The following is an 18,049-nucleotide window of genomic DNA, read 5'->3' on the forward strand; positions in this document are numbered from 1 at the left end:
ACTCCATGAAAAGCCGGAGGACGTATAAAGAATACATACGTTTTAAGACGTACTTCATCCTGCTTCTCGGTGCAGCAACCGCGCTGACTGCCCTACTGGCAGTCAGCGCCGGTTCGGCGGGTCTTTCTTTGACGGAGGTCGTCGCAACGCTTTTGGGTTATGGCAGTGAGCAGCAGTCCATTGTTGTGTTCAACATCCGCATGCCGAGAGTTGTAACGGCCATTGTAGCCGGGATCGGACTGGCCACCGTAGGCTGTGTTATGCAGAGTATATTGCGCAATCCGCTGGCCTCCGCATCCACATTGGGTATTGCCCAGGGAGCTGCCTTTGGTGCATCCTTTGCAATTATCGTGCTGGGAGCCGGAATGCAGAATCAAACGCTGGACGGCGTTACCATTTCCAACCCCTATCTGGTTTCCGCCTGCGCTTTTGTCAGCGCCATGATGTCAACCTTCATTGTGTTGGGATTGTCTCACTTCAATAAAGTTTCGCCGGAGAGCATGGTGCTGTCGGGAGTGGCTCTTAGTACCCTGTTTTCCGGCGCTACCACGCTGCTGCAGTATTTTGCGGCGGATGTAAAGGTAGCGGCCGTAATATTCTGGACCTTTGGGGATCTTGGGCGCACCAGTTGGAACGAGGTAATCATTATGAGCGTTGTGGTAGCGGCGGCACTGCTCTATTTTGCATTCAACCGTTGGAACTACAATGCCCTGCAAAATGGAGAAGAAACAGCCAAGGGGCTGGGCGTCTATGTAGAACGTATGCGCCTTATGGGCATGTTTATTTGCTCCCTGACCGCCTCGACCATTGTGTCCTTTGTGGGTATTATCAATTTTATCGGACTCATTGCGCCTCATCTTGTGCGGCGTTGTATCGGCAGTGATTATCGGTATCTTCTGCCTTCGTCAGCTTTGATGGGCGCTTTGTTGCTGTTGTTTAGCGATACGGCGGCCCGTCTGGCAGTGGCGCCGGTTATCCTGCCTATCGGAGCCATAACCTCCTTTCTAGGAGCCCCCCTGTTTTTATACTTGCTTTTTAAGGGGGTTGGCACAAGATGATTGAAGTGAGAGATTTGAATTTTTCTTATAATGGCGGCCGTACCATTCTTAATCAGGTTGCATTTGATGCTAGGGAGAGTCAATGCATTGCCATTCTGGGCAATAACGGAGCGGGAAAAAGTACTCTGATCAAATGTCTGAACCATATTCTGGTTCCTCAACGGGGAACCGTTTATGTCAACGGTGAGGATATCCGTAAATTGAAGCGAAATGAGATTGCCAAATGCATGGCCTATGTAGCTCAGCGCAATGCGGGTGGGATGTTTACGGTGTTCGATTCTGTCTTGCTGGGACGTAAGCCTTATATTAAACTGGAGCCGAAGCAGGAAGATATAGATATCACCCAGTCGGTTATTAAGCGTATGGGGCTGGAAAGCTTTGCTCTGCGCTACGTGGATGAACTCTCCGGAGGTGAGATGCAAAAGGTGATGCTGGCCCGGGCGCTGGCTCAACGACCACGGGTACTGCTTTTAGACGAGCCTACCAGCAATCTGGACCTTCGCAACCAGTATGAGGTTCTGGCCACGGTACGGGAGATTGCTAAAGAGGAACGCATCAGCGTAATCATCGTTATCCACGATCTGAATCTGGCCCTTCGCTACTGTGAGCGATTTCTATTTATGAAAGACAGGCAAGTTTTCGCTTACGGAGGAAGAGAGGTTATGACTCCCGAAAATATCGGTTATGTATATGGAATTCCTGTGACCGTGGAATCCATTCGCGGTGTGTCAATGGTGGTTCCTTTGCCCGAGATTTAAAATAGATTCATAAAAAGGTTTTTACGAGTTCCCCAAAACAAGCACATTGGATGAAATCGTTCTAAACGAGAAAGAAAGGACTTTTTTCATTTCCTACAATGCTGAGGATTTAGATATGAGCCGATTTACCGCTTAGAGGATTAGCCATAGGCGTGTAGCTATATTTTTGTAAGGGAGACTAGGAAATGAATATTAGGAACTTACAGAAAATGCTCTCAAACATTACCGAGATAAAGCTGCTTGGGAAAACGGCGAAGGTAAACGAAGTAATCTGCCATATTATAGGTCTTGTTCGCTATGAGCATGACCTGCGCATTGTTGCTTTACAATACGACGGAGCGTTTGCCGAGCGTATTGAGGCAGATGAAATCGCATACCCGCAGACCAACCGGGAGTTTCTGCGCAGTGACAAAAATATGAATATGACAAATATTTTCCATGCTGTAAATACAATAAGTATCGGAGAAAAACAGTTTGCTGTGGGCGGAACAGAAACCACGCGCTGTGATTTGCAAAACTGGGAAATGCTAGTGATGCTTATCGAGTTTTTAAGGCTGGGATGGAATCCATCCGGCATCGAGTATCAAAATATTGAAAGCTTGTTTTTGACCATTGCCGAGCTTTCAGGAGAATATGACTGTATGCCGGATTTTGGAGAAAGCCCCGTTCTGCATCTTACATTCCGATATGAACCTGTACCATATTTGGTTGAGCAGTCTGTAACGCTGGCAGTCGGTACAAAATATCCAGACAGGCTGTGGTTCCAAGATAAAAACACAGAAGAAAAGCATTGGGTGCAAATCAACCGGGTCTATCTTTTGGATATATGGGAAGAAGCAATGAAAATCTTTAACGATCCTTGTTTGACAGAGAAATTCACCGCCGCCGAACTCGAAAGGAATAAAGAAGAGTTTGAAAGAGGCCTCACTGCAATTTGTCCCAGGTGCATGTGCTTTCCCGTAATTGAATATGAGTGTGAAGAAGATATAGCCCTGCAATTCCATTCAAAAACATGGCTGGACGCTGAGCCGGATGATAGTGGCTACTGCATAGGCTTCCTCATGAAGCCGGATGAAAAAATAGGTGTTTTAGGACTCCCGCTCAAGACGGCAATGGTTCAAGAACCAATGCCCCAGGATACCCTCATAATCCAATCGGAATTGTTTTCGTATATCAAACCTCAAAAATATGAAGATGTCACTATGTAATTTCCTGAACTATAGCTTACAGTGCAAGTGCTTTGAAGATGCGTGTGGAACCGTATGATATATTTCAATGACCCGTAGTTTTTGCGAAAAAACAAAGGAAAAGGAATCCAGAAAGGATAAGCAGCATCCTTAAAGTGTGAATCAAGAACCTCCCTAGCCTGTATTTTGTCGGTTAGGGAGGTCTTGACATTAAATATTATAAAAATGAACAGGCTGTAAAGATTTACTTGGTATCCTGCATTTTTTTAGCCAAATACTAAAAATAGGAGGTGGCTAATTTGCAGGACCATGAAAAAAAGAAGAAGGAAATAAACAAAGAGAATGTACGTTTTGAAATCGGCCAGGAAATTGGGTGGGTTGATGAAAGCAATAAAATCGGGTTAACGCAGCCCACCACCGGAGCAGATACCCTAAACAAGGGGGGGCAGGGAAACGAGAGCCCATATACTCCCCGATTTAAGGACTAATGCAGGTAAGTGGTATACTCTTCGGAGGAAATGGAAGGATGAAGGGCTAACGAAATGCCCCCGGCCACAATGCGGGCGGTGTTTTCAATCAGCGCATCCACTTCCTTGGGAGTCACCATTAATTGCCCGGAGGTATAGGGCTGCAATACATCCTGGATAATTCCCTGGAAGGCTTCCGAATTCATATTGTAGTAAACCGGGGCCAAAGCAGGGCTGTTCTTGGTTTGTTCCACCAGGCGGTCCAGGGCTTCGCCGGCAATAACGGCGGCCGGCACCACTGTGGGTACGCCGATGGCAATGACCGGAACCCCCATGGACTCCTGATTGATGCCGGCCCGTTTATTGCCGATGCCGGACCCCGGGCTGATACCGGTATCGGCCAGTTGCAGGGTGGTGCCGATGCGCTCCACCGCTCTGGAAGCCAGCGCATCCACGGCAATAATCAGCTCCGGTTGGATACGGTCCACCACCCCTTTAATGATTTCCGCCGTTTCAATGCCGGTTAAACCCAGTACCCCGGGGGCCAGGGCACTGACAGAGCGCATACCGTCCTTGATCTCGTCCGGTGCATAGTGATACATATGCCGGGTTACCAGCGTCATGCCAACCACCTTGGGTCCCAGGGCATCCGGGGTTGCGTTCCAGTTGCCCAGTCCCACCACCAAGACATTGGCGTGTTCGGGAAGATGGATCAGGGACGATAATTGCTTGGCCAATATTTCAACCACGTCTTGGTGAGCCTGACGGTTATTTTCCCGGATGACTGGAGCCTCAATGGTCACATAGGTTCCTCTGGGCTTGCCCATGATTTCTTCCGCCTCGGCTTCCTGAATTCGTACGATGGTCACCGTGGCATGGGTATAACTCTCTTTATCCATGGCGCAGCCGGGAATTTCCTGGCCGGTTTGGCCGCGGACAATTTCATGGGCCTCTACGGCCAGATCCACTTGAATGGAATTTTTTTTAAAAAAATCCAGATCCAAAACAAATACCTCCTATTAAGAGTCAATGTATCCTTCTCTCTGTATATCCTGTTCCTCCCAGGATTCATTTATACGAAGGACCAGTGTAAAGAAATCGATTTTTTTTCCGTAATATGTTATAATGGCAAAGTATAGGCATTGAAGACCATATTAGGAAGGGAATCTCAGGGTTGCGAATAATTGGTGGTTTAGTCAGAGGGCGAAACCTGAAAAGTCCCAAAGGAATGTCCACAAGGCCCACCTCAGACAGAGTCAGGGAAGCTCTTTTTAATATTCTTTCACCCCGGGTTTCCGGCAGCTATTTTTTGGATTTATTCAGCGGAACCGGAGCGGTAGCCATTGAGGCCCTCAGCCGAGGAGCCGAAAGGGCGGTCATGGTAGAAAAGGATCGCGGAACGGCCGGGATTATCCTTAGTAATTTAAAGTTGTGTAATTTAACGGAAAAGGCGGAAGTACTCAATCTGGATACCAACCGAGCCATTTCTGTATTGGCCGCCCGGAAGGTTCCTTTTGACTTGATTTTTATTGATCCACCCTATAAAAAGAACTTTGAAGTTCCCACCATGGAACAAGTACAGCGGTTTGATCTACTGGTTGATAACGGGATTCTGGTGGTTGAAAGTGATAAAAACGATCTGCCGCCGGATGATGTAGGAAAACTGACCGCCTACCGGCGTGAAAAATATGGTGACACAGCATTGACATTCTATCGATATGACAGCTAGCGGGAGGCAAAAAATGCGAATAGGTGTTTATCCAGGCAGTTTCGACCCCATCACAAACGGTCATTTAGATATTATTGAACGATCGGTTCTGCTGTTTGACTGCTTGATTGTGGCTGTGGCAAAGAACTCCCAAAAAATAAAGCCTCTCTTTACGGTTGAAGAGAGAGTGGACATGCTGGAGACCATTTTAAGCAAATACCCCAATGTCATTGTGGATTCTTTTGACGGCTTAACCGTAAATTACGCTTTAAAACAAAGCGCCAATGTGATTGTCCGGGGTTTGAGGGCCATTACCGATTTTGAAAGTGAGTTTGTCTATGCTCTCACCAATAAAAAGCTGGCTCCGGAGTTGGAAACCCTGTATTTAATGACCCGGGCTGAATATTCTTTCATTAGTTCCAGTATTGTTAAAGAAGTTGCGTCCTATAACGGTTGTCTCAGTGCAATGGTTCCTGAAGCGGTAATCCAGAGATTAAAACAAAAATTTGGTTATGCTAAATAACCGGGGAGGGATAAACGGTGGAGCTCTTTAATGTCCTGAATGAGCTGGAGGAACTCATTGAGGAGAGCCCCAAGGTGCCGATGACAAGACGGATTATGGTAGACGAGGGCAGAATTCTCGACTACCTTGATCGTATCCGCACCTCGCTTCCGGAAGAAGTTCGCCAGGCAAAATGGCTGGTGAAAGAACGGGATAAGGTACTCTCTGAGTCTAAAAAAGAAGCCCAGCGGATGTTGGAGGATGTGACCCGCGAAATTGAAAAACGTGCGGATGACAGCGAAATTGTAAAACAGGCCGAGCAAATTGCCGAGGCAACCATTAAGAAAGCGGAAGAAGTAGCAGGACAAATCCGCTTAGGTGCCAGGGAATATGCTGATGAAATTCTCCAGGGTTTGGAGGAAAAACTAGGTAAAATAGTGGAAGAAATACAAATGGGCAGAGAAGAGCTCAGAAAATAACCAACTAACGAACCGGAGAAGTTCTTTCTCCGGTTTTAATTATGCCTTATGGATTAGGTTTTTCTTTTACTGATTTTGCAATGTAAACAAGGAGAAAGGACTTTTTTCCCTTGTTTAAAACGTTTGCCGATGAACAAAATTCCCAGCAGGATCATAATTTCCAAAACTTCAAAGCCCATTAAAGTACCATAATAAGCCGAGGGACTGTGACTTCCCAATGTATTGTACCATTCAGGAGGAACATTTAAGCAAAATAAAATAAGGGCCAGGGCAATCACCAGGGCGTAGGAAATGCTCCGAGTGATCAAAAGATACAACCAGGATACGGCCATAAAAATTAAGAATCCAAATTCAACGATATTCGGCACCATGGAATCACCTTGCTGTAGTTTTACCTACAGTATGAGGAAATCCAGTCAATTTTAAACAAAAAAAGAATAGAACACGGATGATACGGACTTCAACTGATTTTTACGGATTTAATAATTTATATTAAAAATCCGCGAAAATCCGTATAATCCGTTCAATCCGTGTTCTATTCTTTATCCGGTTGTTCGTTGTGTTATCTGTGCCGGGTTAGCCTAAGCTTTTTAAAATGGTTTGCCAGTCGCAATATTTCTCCACGTTCTCCAAGGCTTTATGAATACTGCCTTGGTCTGCAGGGGTAATGCGTCCCGACAGCTCGCTGAGTTTTTCAATGGTGGTATAAGTGTCATAGTGAACCAAAATCACCGGTACATCCTTTTCTACAGCCCGGCTGATGACTTTGACATCCGGGTACAGGCCTCCGGTGAGAATAATGGCGGAAGTGCTGGTCTCCAGTGCGGCCAGAGCCATATCCGCCCGGTCGCCGCCGGTGATGAAAACCTTATTATTGGTACGTCTTAAAAAGGCCAGGGCGCTTTCGATGGTCATGGCGCCTACCATAATGTCTTCCACCAGCAGGTCCAGATGTTTCTCACCGGTTAAAAGCTCTCCCCCCAGTACTTCATAAACCTGGGCTACCGAGGGCGCGGTTAATTCCGTTATCTTGGGGATAATCCCCAGGGTTACAAAGCCGTTTTCATTTAACAGGGGCTTATACACGCCTTCGATTTTTGCCAGAATGGGTCTGGGAACATGGGTAAAGAGATTACCGATCACAGGAACGCCGGAGTATTGAATATATTTATTGAAAAACACCGCCTGATCAAGACTGTAATCATTTTTAACATTAATCAGATAGATGGCGCTGGATTTAAGTTTTGCCGCCAGGGAAGGGGCATCCAGACCAATGGTACCCATAATGTGGGGGAAAATGGCGCTGTCCACAATGACCAGATCCGAATGGGCGGAAAGCTGATGAAAGGCTTCTTCTATGGTCTGGAGCATTTCCGCCTGCCGGTTGCCCCGGGACAGATAGAAGGGGCTGGCATTGGTGGGAACAATGGTCTCCAGGGGGGCGTCCATATTTAAAATTTCCTTCATTAAGACCGCATCCTCGTCGGCCTTGCCGGCTGTCACCGCAACTCCCACCGGTTTGAAATAAGACACTTTGAGGCCTTCCTGTTTAAACTTAAGGGCAAGCCCCACTGCCATTGCCGTTTTGCCGCTGCCTGCGGAACCCATAATAAACAGGCTTTTCAATGGTAAACACCTCACCATCTCTTTATTGTATTTTCTCCAATTTTACAAGATTAAATGTTAATGGTAATTTTTATATCCAACGCCGAGTAGCCGTCGGTATAGGCTAACAGGGGATTAATATCCATCTCGCTGATTTCCGGAAAATCAAGTACCAGCCGGGCTACTCGGGATACCATATCAATAATGCTGAACATATCCGAGGGTTTTTCCCCCCGGTAACCCCGCAGCAGGGTGTAGGCTTTGGTCTCGGTAATCATGGCCTGGATTTCCTGACGGGTCAGTCCCCGGGCCAGGCGGAAAGACACGTCCTTTAACAGGTTTACATATACGCCGCCCAAACCAAAGGCAATGAGCGGGCCGAATTGAACATCCCGGGTCATACCAATAATCAGTTCCGTTCCTTTGGGCATCATTTTACCCACTTCAATGCCATGGGGAATCACATTAGGCAGATAACGCTGAACATTTTCCATAATCTCAATAAAACCGTTGCGCACTTCTTCGGAATTATGCAAACCGATTTTAACGCCGCCCACATCGGTTTTGTGCATAATCTTTGGAGAAGCAACCTTTAATACCACGGGATAACCGATTTCCTCAGACAAGGCCACCGCTTCCTCCGGCGTTACGGAAAGTTTGACCGGCACAGCGGAAATACCGTAGGCTTTGGCCACGGCCGCTGCTTCGCTGCCCAGCAAAACACTGCGGCCGTCCCGGAAAACATCGTAAAAAATGGCTTTTACCCGATTTTGATCAATGTCGTCCAGTTCGATTTCACCGATCTCCGCGCCGGCAGCGGAAGTTCTGGCATAGCTCACCATGCCGGCAATGGAATAGACGGTGGGTTCCGGAAAGGTAAATACGGGAATTCTGGCCTGGGCCAGCTTTTTAGCGCCCTCCGCCAGCACCCCGCCGCCCATGTAGGCTGAAAAAATCGGTTTATCCGGATATTTTCCGTGGAGATCAATAATTTTCTGGGCAATGTTTTCCGGGTCGGTTACGGCGGTGGGGCAGACCAGAACCACAATGCTGTCTACATTGGGATCCTTTAAAACCGATTCCAGAGCAGCGGCGTAACGATCCGCCCGGGCATCTCCCAGCACATCCACCGGATTATAAATATTGCCTTCCGCTGGCAAATGGGACCGCAGAACTTCCAGGGTTTCTTTTTCAAAACGGGCCATGGTCAAACCGGAATTTTCGATGGCATCCGCTGTCACAATGCCTGGACCGCCGGCATTGGTTACAACAGCAACCCGGTCTCCCTGGGGAATGGGTTGATAGGAGAAAGAAAGAGCCAAGTCAAATAGTTCCGTCATGCTGTTGGCCCGGAGAATACCCGCCTGCTTAAAAGCAATTTGATAGGCCAGATCACTACCCGCGAGGGCCCCGGTATGGGAAGAAGCGGCCAGGGCGCCGGCTTGACTGGTGCCGGATTTAAGGACAATAACCGGTTTTTTCCTGGAGGTACGGGCTGCCACATCCAAAAAGTGTCTGCCGTTTTGTACATCTTCTATGTAACAAAGGATGACCCTGGTGAAAGGGTCGTCCGCAAGGGCTTCAATAAAAGCGGCTTCATCCAGATCCGCCTTGTTGCCAAGGCTGATGACCCGGCTGAACCCCAGGCCGATGGATTTGGACCAGTCCATGATGGATACCAGCATGGCCCCGCTTTGGGAAATGAAGGCAATATCCCCTTTCAGGGGGAAAACAGCGGAATAAGAGGCGCTGATGGGAATATGGGTATCCATCAATCCCACGCAGTTTGGACCCACCAGACGAATCCCGTATTTATGGCAAACAGCAAGCAGTTTTTTTTCTAATTCCAAACCTTCCGGACCAATTTCCTTAAATCCGGGAGTGATCACCACAATGGTTTTAATGCCCACCCGCCCACATTCATCTACTACCTCCGGGCAATGCTTGGCGGGTACACAAATAACCCCCAGATCCATCTTTTCAGGAACTTCCAAAAGGGATGCAAAGCAGGGAAGCCCCTCTATTTCCGATTCCCTGGAGTTAATGGGAAAAATACTTCCTTTAAATCCACTGGCAAGGACATTTTTTACCAAAATATTCCCTATTTCTCCATCTGTTTTGGATGCCCCGACAATGGCCACAGACTTTGGATGAAACAGAGATGCTAAGTCCGCCATGGGCCTCACCTTCCAATCCATATTCAGTGCTTTATCATTTCCCCGTGTTTGTTTGTAGTTTTTCCACAAGCTCAGGAGGAATACCTTCCGCTACTTCTAAAAAGACTGAAAATAAATGCCTCTTTTCATTGTTACCTTTGGAAAAGACGAAAAAGGAAGCGGCCGGTTGGAATAATGAAGGCACAAAAAATCAAAAGAGCCAAAGCGCAAAACAATAGTTTGCAGGAAAGGCCCAGGAAGAAAAGGGGGGATGGGCTGACAGCATGAAAGGCAGGCCCGAGAACCGGCAGTGTCAGGGTCTGGGTGATTTTTCCCGGTGTGTAAAGCAGCCAGGTGAAAGCAGCGGATAACAGACCATGAGCCACCCGGCTCAGCACAAAGATTTTCATGGAAAGATCGGTTTCAGCAATCATGCTGGCCACCTGGGCGTGAACCGACAAACCGCTCCAACCCAAAATCATGGCCACGGTCATCAGACGCTGCAGTTCGGGTGCTGCGGCTTCCGAGGCCAGCTTGGTACCGATGGTCATTTCAAAGAAACCGCTGGACAGCGCCACCAGGGCTTCCGGTGTAAAACCCAGGGGAGCCAGGAAAAGACTAAAAAAGAGGGATAATTGACGAATCACCCCGGCTTCGGTAAAAAGCCGGATGATCACCGCAAAAAGAATAATAAAACCCCCAATATTGAAGAGTTTGGTAATGGAAGAGGAGACCGCTTCACCAATTAATTTTCCCAGAGGCCTGGATTCCTGACGCAGGTGGTTCAACAAGGTTTGCAAAGCCTGCCCAACCAGGAGTCCCCGGCCCCGGTTACAGGGCCTGGGAGAGCGCTCAGGGTCGCCCTGCCTGCCGTAAAAGCGCAGCAGCAGGCCTAAAACAAGACTGGCCAGATAATGGGCGCCGGCAATGGTCAGGCCTAAATCGGGACGTCCAAACATGCCTACGGCCACGGCCACCAGCATAAACAGCGGACTGGAATTATTGGTAAAGCTCATCAGCCGCTCACCCTCCAGACGGGTGCACAGCCCGTCCTGGCGCAGCCTGGCCGTGACCATGCTGCCGATGGGAAAGCCGCTGGTAAAACCGATCACCATCACAAAAGCGCCGGTTCCGGGAACATTAAAAAGGGGCCGCATCACCGGTTCCAACAAGATGCCCAGAAAACGAACGATGCCAAAGGCCATTAATAATTCCGAGGCAATGAAAAAGGGCAATAAGGATGGGAAAACAATATTCCACCAAGCTTTTAAACCACTCAGAGCGCCCAAATAGACAATCTTCGGCTGCCAGATCATGGCTAAAACAAACACCAGGGCCAGGGCAGTCCAGAACAACTTGATCAGATCTTTTTTTCTAAGTCTCAGGTTTAATCCGGTGCGTCGCTGCAGCAAAATAAATTCACCCCAATGTAAAGGATAAAAATCTTCCCTGCACTATATATAATAAAATGAATAGACTTTATACCAGTGGTTCAGGAGTTTGCCAATATACAGTAATTTTCCTTGACAAATAAATTTCTGCTTTATATAATGAATTTTGTTAAATAATGAGGTGACTCTGCAAAGGTGAAAGTAAATATTCTTCAACTCAAAAACGCACCCGGAGAGAGTTTGCCTTTTCATATTCAGGATACCATGGAGAAACTGAATTATGACGGGCAGGTTATTGATTTTGAGGGTCCGGTGGAAGTGCGCGGAGAAGTAACCAATGAAAAGGGTCGTTTTATTTTGAAGGGTGTCGCCGGGGCTACCATAGCCACTGGTTGTGTCAATTGTCTTGAGCTTTTTCACATGAGACTGGAAGGAAAATTAGACGAGGTTTACGTGCCGTCCGGCGGGATGTCCGGGGACGCTGTAGAAGGCGAACCGGTATTTTTTGACGGGGATGCAATCAACATCAAGCCGGAGGTCATCAATTCCCTGCTGATGGAGCTGCCCATGCGTCTAGTTTGTTCAAAAGATTGCCGGGGACTTTGTCCCCAGTGCGGCAGCAACTTGAACGTAAAGCAATGTAATTGTGAGAGAGAACATATTGACCCCAGACTGGCGGTCTTAAAAAAATTAAAATAATGAATGCTTTTGTTTTTTAAAGGGGGTGTAAGAAAATGGGTGTACCGAAGCGAAAACTTGCTAAGCATAGAGGTAGACAGCGCAGGGCTATGAATATGAAACTGGAAGCCCCCAGCCTGGTAGCGTGCCCCCAGTGCCGCGCTTTAATCCAACCGCATCACTTGTGCCCTGAATGTGGTTATTATAAGAACCGGGAAGTTGTTGCGGCTGCAGATAAGTAAGAATTCTGAAACCCTTTCTTCAAAAATGAAGGAAGGGTTTTTAGTTTCACTTTCAGAAATATATAAAATTTTTATAGAAGGAAAAGAGAAAGGTGAAAGGCTTGGGTATGCAGAAATTACTAAAGGGAACCAGGTTTTCTTTATTCTGGAAATTTATGCAAAAAGGTTTGCGCTGGGAGAGGTTTCCGGTTATAATTAGCACCAGGTACTAATTATGCTATGGTGGTTACGGAAATGGCCAGAGGTGGAAATAGAAAGGTTCAGAGGCAGGAGCGGTTGGTCCGTTACCTTGCTCACAATCCCTTATTAACGGATGAGGAATTAGCGGAATTGTTTGGGGTCAGTATTCAAACCATCCGCCTGGACCGGACAGAGTTAAAAATTCCAGAACTACGGAAACGAATGAAAACCGCCCTGAAGGGTGATTTACCCCTAAGGTCCCTGGGAAGCGACGAGGTCTTTGGCGACCTGCTGGATATTGCTGTGGGCCAGTACGCCGTATCCATGTTAACCATTACTCCGGAAATGACCTTTCGAAAAAATTTGGTAGCCAGGGGCCATCATCTTTTTGCCCAGGCAAATTCCCTGGCTGTGGCGGTGATTGATGCCGAGGTGGCCTTAACCGGTTCAGCCCGGGTACTGTTTAAACTGCCCGTAAAGGCCGGACAAAAAATCGTGGCCCGGGCGCAAATTCGCAACCAGCAAGATCACAAATACATGGTGCGGGTTGTATCCCGGGTGGAAGATGCCATCGTTTTTGAAGGGATCTTCACAGTTTTTGCCTTGGAAGAGGAGGGAATTGTTTAATGAGAATTGCTTTAGACGCCATGGGCGGAGATCATGCACCCATGGAGATTGTAAGGGGTGCCAGGGACGCAGCACAGGAATTTGGCATACATATACTTTTAGTGGGCGACCAGGACCGGATTGCCAAGGAGTTAAACGGGGAGGATGCCGGTGGGTTGATATCCATTGTTCATGCGCCGGAAGTAGTGGGCATGGATGAACATCCGGTTAACGCCATTCGCAAGAAGAAAAAATCATCCATTGTGGTCGCTACACAATTGGTTAAAGCAGGCTCCGCCGACGCGGTAGTTTCTGCGGGCAGCACCGGGGCGCAAATGGCTTCTTCCCTTTTTATTTTAGGCCGCATTCCAGGGATTGATCGCCCGGCCATCAGTACCCTGCTGCCAACCTCCGACGGGGTGGTGGTTTTATTGGACGCAGGGGCCAATGTGGATTGCCGGACCCAGCATCTGGAGCAGTTCGCCATGATGGGCTCCCTTTATGCCGAAAGGGTTTTAGGACTTCCCCACCCTAGAATTGGGCTGTTAAACATTGGTGAGGAAGAAACCAAGGGCAACGAGTTAACCTTGGCTGCTTACAGTCTGTTGAAGAAACTGGACTTAAATTTTGTGGGCAATGTGGAAGGGCGGGAGCTTTTCCTGGGACGCAGCGATGTGGTGGTTTGCGACGGATTTGTGGGCAATGTTGTGCTTAAGGCTGCCGAAGGGTTAGCCATGGGCTTGCTGGGAATGTTTCAACAGGAATTGGGAAGAATGGAAGAAGTTATTGGCCGGGAAAGAGTGCTGCATCTTTTGGGGGGACTTAAACGACGCATGGATTATGCCGAATATGGCGGCGCTCCCCTGTTGGGAGTGGATGGCGTCTCAGTGATCAGCCACGGCAGTTCCAGAGCCAAAGCCATTAAGAATGCCATCCGGGTGGCTAAGGAAACGGTGGAACAAAAACTGGTTCCTGCCATTAAGGCCAATTTGGAAAAGGATACAGTTAAGGGGGTTGACGAGTAAATGCCCAGCCACCTGATTCAAGCGGGCATCCTGGGGGTAGGCAGTTATGTGCCTGAGCGGCTACTAACCAATAAAGATTTAGAGAAAATGGTTGATACCTCGGACGAATGGATCACCTCACGATCCGGTATCCGGGAGAGAAGAATTGCGGAGGCCGGCGAATCCACGTCCGACCTGGCTTTTAGAGCCGCCGGCAGAGCCCTGGAACATGCCGGGGTGAAGGCTGAAGAACTGGATCTCATTATCCTGGCCACCTGCTCTAAAGATATGATTATCCCATCCGGCGCCTGCCTGGTGCAGAATCAACTGGGGGCTGTCAATGCCGGGGCTTTTGATATGGAGGCGGGCTGCACCGGATTTGTTTATGCTCTTACCATCGCCTCCCAGTTTATTGCTACCGGTGCCATGAAGCGAGTTTTAGTCATTGGGGCGGAAGTTCTTTCTAAGATTATAAACTGGGAAGACCGCACCACCTGTGTATTGTTCGGCGACGGTGCCGGTGCGGTGGTGCTGGGGCCTGTAGCAGCAGGAGAAGGCGTTCTGGCCAGTAAATTATCCGCCGAGGGGTCCGGCTGGCCTCATTTAACCATTCCCGCCGGCGGCAGTAAGATGCCCGCCAACGCGGAAACACTGGAGCAAAAACTACATTACGTGCACATGGCGGGAAAGGAAGTCTTCCGTTATGCCGTGCGGGTGATGGAGGAAGAAGCGGTCCAGATTGTGAAAAAAGCCGGCCTGGATTTATCGGAAATTGATTTATTGATACCGCACCAGGCCAATCTAAGAATCATTGAACACGCGGCTAAAAAACTAAAACTGCCCATGGAAAAAGTGGTGGTCAACTTAGATAAATACGGTAATACTTCGGCCGCCTCCATTCCGATGGGCTTGGATGAAGCTGTGAAATCCGGCCGCGTAAAAGCCGGAGACAATATTGTCATGGTGGCCTTTGGGGCCGGATTAACCTCCGGGGCGGTTGTCTTAAAGTGGAGTTTAGGGGAGGGAAAAGAATGAAGCTAGAAACCAGATTATGTGATTTGCTTGGCATTCAGTATCCAATCTTACAGGGCGGCATGGCCTGGGTTTCCACTGCGGAACTGGCTGCAGCCGTATCCGAAGCCGGAGGACTGGGCATTATTGGCTCCGGTCAGGCTCCGCCGGAATGGCTTTTGGAGCAAATTGCCAAGGTAAAAAAACTCACCCGGAAACCCTTCGGGGTGAATGTCATGATGATGTCCCCCTACATGGAACAAGTTATGCAAATTATTTTGGATGAAAGAGTTCCTGTGGTTACCACCGGGGCCGGCAATCCCGGAAAATTTATACCGGCTCTGAAGGAAAACGGAACCAAAGTGATTCCGGTCATTCCTTCGGTTGCCCTGGCCCAACGCATGGCCAAAGCCGGTGTGGACGCAGTGATTGCAGAGGGTGGAGAATCCGGAGGACATATTGGTGAACTGTCCACCCTGCCCCTGGTGCCTCAGGTGGTGGATGCCGTAGACATTCCCGTTATTGCTGCGGGCGGCTTTTTTGACGGCAGGGGCCTGATTGCGGCCCTGGCCCTGGGGGCCCAAGGCGTTCAAATGGGTACCCGGTTCATGTGTGCTTCCGAATGTACTATTCACAATAATGTGAAGGAAGTTTTAGTAAAAGCCAAGGACCGCGATACGGTGGTCACCGGACGAACCACCGGCCACCCGGTGCGCATTATCCGCAATAAACTGGCCAAACAATTTGAGGAACTGGAGCGTCAGAACGTGCCTGCGGAGGAACTGGAACAACTGGGCGTCGGCAGACTGCGCATGGCCATGGTGGAAGGGGATGTTCAGGAAGGTTCCGTGATGGCCGGTCAAATTTGCGGCATGGTTAAAAGAATTGAACCGGCGGCGGATATTATCCAGGATATTATGACCGGCGCAGAGAAGGTTTTGGGCCGGTTATCCGGAGGGGAGTTTTAAAACCTTGTCTAAGATTGCTTTTATTTTTCCCGGTCAGGGTTCCCAGTATGTGGGCATGGCCCGGCAGTTGTACGATCAATTTCCGGTTTGCCGCCAGACCATGGAGGAAGCCGACGACATTTTGGGTTTTGCCCTCACCCGTCTATGTTTCGAGGGCCCGGCGGAAGAACTGAACAGCACGGTCAATACTCAGCCCGCCATTTTGGCCGCCAGCATTGCGGCTTTAAGGGTGCTATACCAGGAATGCGGTCTCCGGCCCCAGGCGCTGGCCGGTCACAGCCTCGGAGAATACTCGGCCCTGGTGGCTGCCGGGGCCATGCCATACGGAGATGCCCTCCGGGTGGTACGGCAGAGGGGGCGGTTTATGCAGGAGGCGGCTCCGGCGGGTCTGGGCGCCATGGCTGCGGTTCTGGGTTTAGACCGGCAAAAGGTGATTGACTGCTGCCGTGCAGCCGCCTCATCCGGAGGCGTGGTTGAGCCGGTGAACTATAATTGTCCCGGTCAGGTGGTGATTGCCGGGGAGAAGGCCCCCCTGGGGCAGGCCATGGAGCTTTGCCGTCAGGCGGGAGCCAAAAGAGTTATCGAATTGGCTGTAAGCGGACCTTTCCATTCCAGCCTGATGAGACCGGCCGGCGACAGATTGGCCCAAGTGCTGGCGGAAGTTGCCGTGCAGGATCCCCAGATACCGGTGATGGCCAATGTCAGCGCCAGCTATCTAACCTCGGCCGCGGAAGTGAAAGACTCCCTGACTCGTCAGGTATACGGCGCCGTTCTATGGGAGGACGGCGTAGGCAAGATGGTGGAGGAAGGATTTAACGTAATGGTTGAGGTAGGACCGGGGAAAGTTTTATCCGGATTGGTTAAAAAAATCAGCAGGGAAACAACCACCTTTCAGGTGGATGACGTGGCAACCTTAGAAAAAGTGCTTGCACAGTTTAAGGAGGTTGGCTAAAATGTTTCTGAACGGCAAAGTAGCCATTGTTACCGGAGCCTCCAGAGGAATCGGCAGAGCCATTGCTCTGACCATGGCCGGAGCCCAGGCGGACATCGTGATCAACTACGCCGGCAGGGCCGATGCTGCGGAAGAAACCGCCGAGATGATCCGGCAGTTGGGCCGCAAAGCATTGGTTTACCGGGCAGATGTTTCCGACAGTCAGCAGGTTCAACAAATGGTGGAGGCAACGGTAGCGGAATTCGGCAAAATTGATATTCTGGTGAATAATGCCGGGATTACCCGGGATAATTTAATTCTCAGAATGAAAGAGGAAGACTGGGATACCGTCATGGCCGTTAACCTGAAATCAGCCTTTAACACCATTAAGGCTGTGGCAAAGCCCATGGTGAAGGCCCGGGGCGGTCGTATTATCAATATCTCTTCGGTGGTGGGCCTGTACGGCAATGCGGGCCAGGCCAATTATGCCGCGGCCAAGGCCGGACTGATCGGCCTGACCAAAACCATGGCCAAAGAGCTGGGTTCGCGCAACATTACCGTCAATGCGGTGGCTCCGGGTTTTATTATGACGGATATGACCGAAAACCTGGGAGGAGAGGCCAAGGAAAAGCTTGCTTCTTCCACAGCCCTCAACCGTTTGGGTAAACCGGAAGATGTGGCCAGCCTGGTTGCTTTTTTAGCCAGTGATTTTTGCGGGTATATTACCGGGCAGGTCATCGGTGTAGATGGTGGAATTATTTTATAGAGGTTCGAGATTTAAAGTTGCAACTGCAAATTAAGAACCTTCGTTTTGGAAGGGGGTGAACTATTTTGGCAACGATAGATAAAGTTAAGTCGATTATCGTGGATCAATTAGGTGTTGACGAGTCCGATGTTACGATAGATGCTTCCTTTGTGGATGATCTGGGCGCCGATTCCCTGGATATTGTTGAACTGGTAATGGCTTTGGAAGAAGAATTCGGTCTGGAAATCCCTGATGAAGAGGCCGAGAAAATCCGTACTGTTGGCGATGCCGTTAAATTTATCCAGGAACGCCAGTAATGAATGGTAAAAGTCCCGGCATTTACTTACCGGGACTTTTTTCAAAATGTAAGGAG

22 protein-coding genes are annotated in these 18,049 nt (G+C 49.1%); 17 read left to right on the plus strand and 5 right to left on the minus strand.

Features of this window, described 5'->3' with window-relative positions:
• The first annotated feature begins 5 nt into the window (after positions 1-5).
• The 4 genes from DESRU_RS08730 to DESRU_RS08745 all read left to right on the plus strand — a co-directional run bounded on the left by DESRU_RS08730 (position 6) and on the right by DESRU_RS08745 (position 3,491).
• Positions 6-1,058 (plus strand): FecCD family ABC transporter permease, encoded by a 1,053-nt coding sequence (locus DESRU_RS08730; RefSeq protein ID WP_013841742.1) that lies wholly within the window; start codon positions 6-8, stop codon positions 1,056-1,058.
• Positions 1,055-1,816, plus strand: coding sequence for an ABC transporter ATP-binding protein (locus tag DESRU_RS08735; protein WP_013841743.1), 762 nt, complete (start codon positions 1,055-1,057; stop codon positions 1,814-1,816). Before DESRU_RS08730 ends, DESRU_RS08735 begins: the two co-directional genes overlap by 4 nt.
• Positions 1,817-2,001: 185 nt before the next feature.
• Positions 2,002-3,024: a hypothetical protein gene (locus tag DESRU_RS08740; RefSeq protein WP_013841744.1), complete on the plus strand. Its 1,023-nt coding sequence runs from the start codon at positions 2,002-2,004 to the stop codon at positions 3,022-3,024.
• A 269-nt stretch (positions 3,025-3,293) separates the two neighbouring features.
• Positions 3,294-3,491 carry a hypothetical protein gene (locus DESRU_RS08745; protein WP_187290628.1) on the plus strand — a complete coding sequence of 66 codons (198 nt, stop codon included), beginning with the start codon at positions 3,294-3,296 and terminating at the stop codon, positions 3,489-3,491.
• On the opposite strand, the gene gpr is transcribed toward DESRU_RS08745, so the two are convergent.
• Positions 3,488-4,474 (minus strand): GPR endopeptidase, encoded by a 987-nt coding sequence (gene gpr, locus DESRU_RS08750; protein WP_013841746.1) that lies wholly within the window; start codon positions 4,472-4,474, stop codon positions 3,488-3,490. The two genes, DESRU_RS08745 and gpr, sit on opposite strands and share 4 nt — an antisense overlap.
• A 161-nt stretch (positions 4,475-4,635) precedes the next feature.
• Here gpr and rsmD point away from each other — a divergent pair, with 161 nt between their 5' ends.
• Genes rsmD through DESRU_RS08765 form a run of 3 tightly spaced genes read left to right on the plus strand, consistent with a single transcriptional unit; the run spans position 4,636 to position 6,159 of the window.
• Positions 4,636-5,199 (plus strand): 16S rRNA (guanine(966)-N(2))-methyltransferase RsmD, encoded by a 564-nt coding sequence (gene rsmD, locus DESRU_RS08755; protein WP_081461996.1) that lies wholly within the window; start codon positions 4,636-4,638, stop codon positions 5,197-5,199.
• Between the two features lie 13 nt (positions 5,200-5,212).
• Complete coding sequence (gene coaD, locus DESRU_RS08760) at positions 5,213-5,701, plus strand: pantetheine-phosphate adenylyltransferase (protein ID WP_013841748.1); 489 nt, start codon at positions 5,213-5,215, stop codon at positions 5,699-5,701.
• Between the two features lie 17 nt (positions 5,702-5,718).
• Positions 5,719-6,159, plus strand: a complete 441-nt coding sequence (locus tag DESRU_RS08765) for a hypothetical protein (protein WP_013841749.1) — start codon at positions 5,719-5,721, stop codon at positions 6,157-6,159.
• A 53-nt stretch (positions 6,160-6,212) separates the two neighbouring features.
• Here the strand turns inward: DESRU_RS08765 and DESRU_RS08770 are convergent, their stop codons facing one another.
• From DESRU_RS08770 to ylbJ, 4 genes are all read right to left on the minus strand, one after another.
• Positions 6,213-6,467 (minus strand): hypothetical protein, encoded by a 255-nt coding sequence (locus DESRU_RS08770; RefSeq protein ID WP_187290629.1) that lies wholly within the window; start codon positions 6,465-6,467, stop codon positions 6,213-6,215.
• 268 nt (positions 6,468-6,735) lie between these two features.
• Positions 6,736-7,785, minus strand: coding sequence for a phosphotransacetylase family protein (locus DESRU_RS08775; protein ID WP_013841751.1), 1,050 nt, complete (start codon positions 7,783-7,785; stop codon positions 6,736-6,738).
• Positions 7,786-7,835: 50 nt separating this feature from the next.
• Positions 7,836-9,941 (minus strand): acetate--CoA ligase alpha subunit, encoded by a 2,106-nt coding sequence (gene acs / locus DESRU_RS08780; protein ID WP_013841752.1) that lies wholly within the window; start codon positions 9,939-9,941, stop codon positions 7,836-7,838.
• A 131-nt stretch (positions 9,942-10,072) separates the two neighbouring features.
• On the minus strand, positions 10,073-11,332 hold the full coding sequence (ylbJ, locus tag DESRU_RS08785) for a sporulation integral membrane protein YlbJ (RefSeq protein ID WP_013841753.1): 1,260 nt from the start codon (positions 11,330-11,332) through the stop codon (positions 10,073-10,075).
• Between the two features lie 174 nt (positions 11,333-11,506).
• On the opposite strand from ylbJ, the gene DESRU_RS08790 reads away from it, so the two are divergent.
• The 10 genes from DESRU_RS08790 to acpP all read left to right on the plus strand — a co-directional run bounded on the left by DESRU_RS08790 (position 11,507) and on the right by acpP (position 17,993).
• A complete protein-coding gene (locus tag DESRU_RS08790) occupies positions 11,507-12,010 on the plus strand; it encodes a YceD family protein (protein ID WP_013841754.1) in 504 nt (167 codons plus the stop codon).
• Positions 12,011-12,045: 35 nt separating this feature from the next.
• A complete protein-coding gene (gene rpmF, locus DESRU_RS08795) occupies positions 12,046-12,231 on the plus strand; it encodes a 50S ribosomal protein L32 (RefSeq protein ID WP_013841755.1) in 186 nt (61 codons plus the stop codon).
• Positions 12,212-12,430, plus strand: coding sequence for a hypothetical protein (locus DESRU_RS08800; protein WP_041275355.1), 219 nt, complete (start codon positions 12,212-12,214; stop codon positions 12,428-12,430). Before rpmF ends, DESRU_RS08800 begins: the two co-directional genes overlap by 20 nt.
• A gap of 35 nt (positions 12,431-12,465) precedes the next feature.
• Positions 12,466-13,038 carry a transcription factor FapR gene (fapR, locus tag DESRU_RS08805; protein WP_013841756.1) on the plus strand — a complete coding sequence of 191 codons (573 nt, stop codon included), beginning with the start codon at positions 12,466-12,468 and terminating at the stop codon, positions 13,036-13,038.
• Entirely contained in the window at positions 13,038-14,042 is a 1,005-nt protein-coding gene (gene plsX, locus DESRU_RS08810; protein ID WP_013841757.1) for a phosphate acyltransferase PlsX, read from the plus strand. Before fapR ends, plsX begins: the two co-directional genes overlap by 1 nt.
• Positions 14,043-15,056 (plus strand): beta-ketoacyl-ACP synthase III, encoded by a 1,014-nt coding sequence (locus tag DESRU_RS08815; RefSeq protein WP_013841758.1) that lies wholly within the window; start codon positions 14,043-14,045, stop codon positions 15,054-15,056.
• Positions 15,053-16,000 (plus strand): enoyl-[acyl-carrier-protein] reductase FabK, encoded by a 948-nt coding sequence (fabK, locus tag DESRU_RS08820; protein WP_013841759.1) that lies wholly within the window; start codon positions 15,053-15,055, stop codon positions 15,998-16,000. The genes DESRU_RS08815 and fabK overlap by 4 nt, the downstream gene beginning before the upstream one ends.
• 4 nt (positions 16,001-16,004) lie before the next feature.
• Positions 16,005-16,952 carry an ACP S-malonyltransferase gene (gene fabD / locus DESRU_RS08825; RefSeq protein ID WP_013841760.1) on the plus strand — a complete coding sequence of 316 codons (948 nt, stop codon included), beginning with the start codon at positions 16,005-16,007 and terminating at the stop codon, positions 16,950-16,952.
• Between the two features lies 1 nt (position 16,953).
• Positions 16,954-17,697, plus strand: coding sequence for a 3-oxoacyl-[acyl-carrier-protein] reductase (fabG, locus tag DESRU_RS08830; RefSeq protein ID WP_013841761.1), 744 nt, complete (start codon positions 16,954-16,956; stop codon positions 17,695-17,697).
• A 65-nt stretch (positions 17,698-17,762) separates the two neighbouring features.
• On the plus strand, positions 17,763-17,993 hold the full coding sequence (gene acpP, locus DESRU_RS08835; RefSeq protein WP_013841762.1) for an acyl carrier protein: 231 nt from the start codon (positions 17,763-17,765) through the stop codon (positions 17,991-17,993).
• Positions 17,994-18,049: the final 56 nt, after the last annotated feature.

The organism is Desulforamulus ruminis DSM 2154 (assembly GCF_000215085.1).
Lineage (GTDB): Bacteria > Bacillota > Desulfotomaculia > Desulfotomaculales > Desulfotomaculaceae > Desulfotomaculum > Desulfotomaculum ruminis.

What these genes read in the sequence shown, in the direction of transcription:
- DESRU_RS08730 (WP_013841742.1), top strand. Translation starts at nt 6, where the DNA reads ATGAAAAGCCGGAGGACGTATAAAGAATACATACGTTTTAAGACGTAC.
- DESRU_RS08735 (WP_013841743.1), top strand. Translation starts at nt 1,055, where the DNA reads ATGATTGAAGTGAGAGATTTGAATTTTTCTTATAATGGCGGCCGTACC.
- DESRU_RS08740 (WP_013841744.1), top strand. Translation starts at nt 2,002, where the DNA reads ATGAATATTAGGAACTTACAGAAAATGCTCTCAAACATTACCGAGATA.
- coaD (WP_013841748.1), top strand. Translation starts at nt 5,213, where the DNA reads ATGCGAATAGGTGTTTATCCAGGCAGTTTCGACCCCATCACAAACGGT.
- acs (WP_013841752.1), bottom strand. Translation starts at nt 9,941, where the DNA reads ATGGCGGACTTAGCATCTCTGTTTCATCCAAAGTCTGTGGCCATTGTC.
- rpmF (WP_013841755.1), top strand. Translation starts at nt 12,046, where the DNA reads ATGGGTGTACCGAAGCGAAAACTTGCTAAGCATAGAGGTAGACAGCGC.
- fapR (WP_013841756.1), top strand. Translation starts at nt 12,466, where the DNA reads ATGGCCAGAGGTGGAAATAGAAAGGTTCAGAGGCAGGAGCGGTTGGTC.
- plsX (WP_013841757.1), top strand. Translation starts at nt 13,038, where the DNA reads ATGAGAATTGCTTTAGACGCCATGGGCGGAGATCATGCACCCATGGAG.
- DESRU_RS08815 (WP_013841758.1), top strand. Translation starts at nt 14,043, where the DNA reads ATGCCCAGCCACCTGATTCAAGCGGGCATCCTGGGGGTAGGCAGTTAT.
- fabK (WP_013841759.1), top strand. Translation starts at nt 15,053, where the DNA reads ATGAAGCTAGAAACCAGATTATGTGATTTGCTTGGCATTCAGTATCCA.
- fabG (WP_013841761.1), top strand. Translation starts at nt 16,954, where the DNA reads ATGTTTCTGAACGGCAAAGTAGCCATTGTTACCGGAGCCTCCAGAGGA.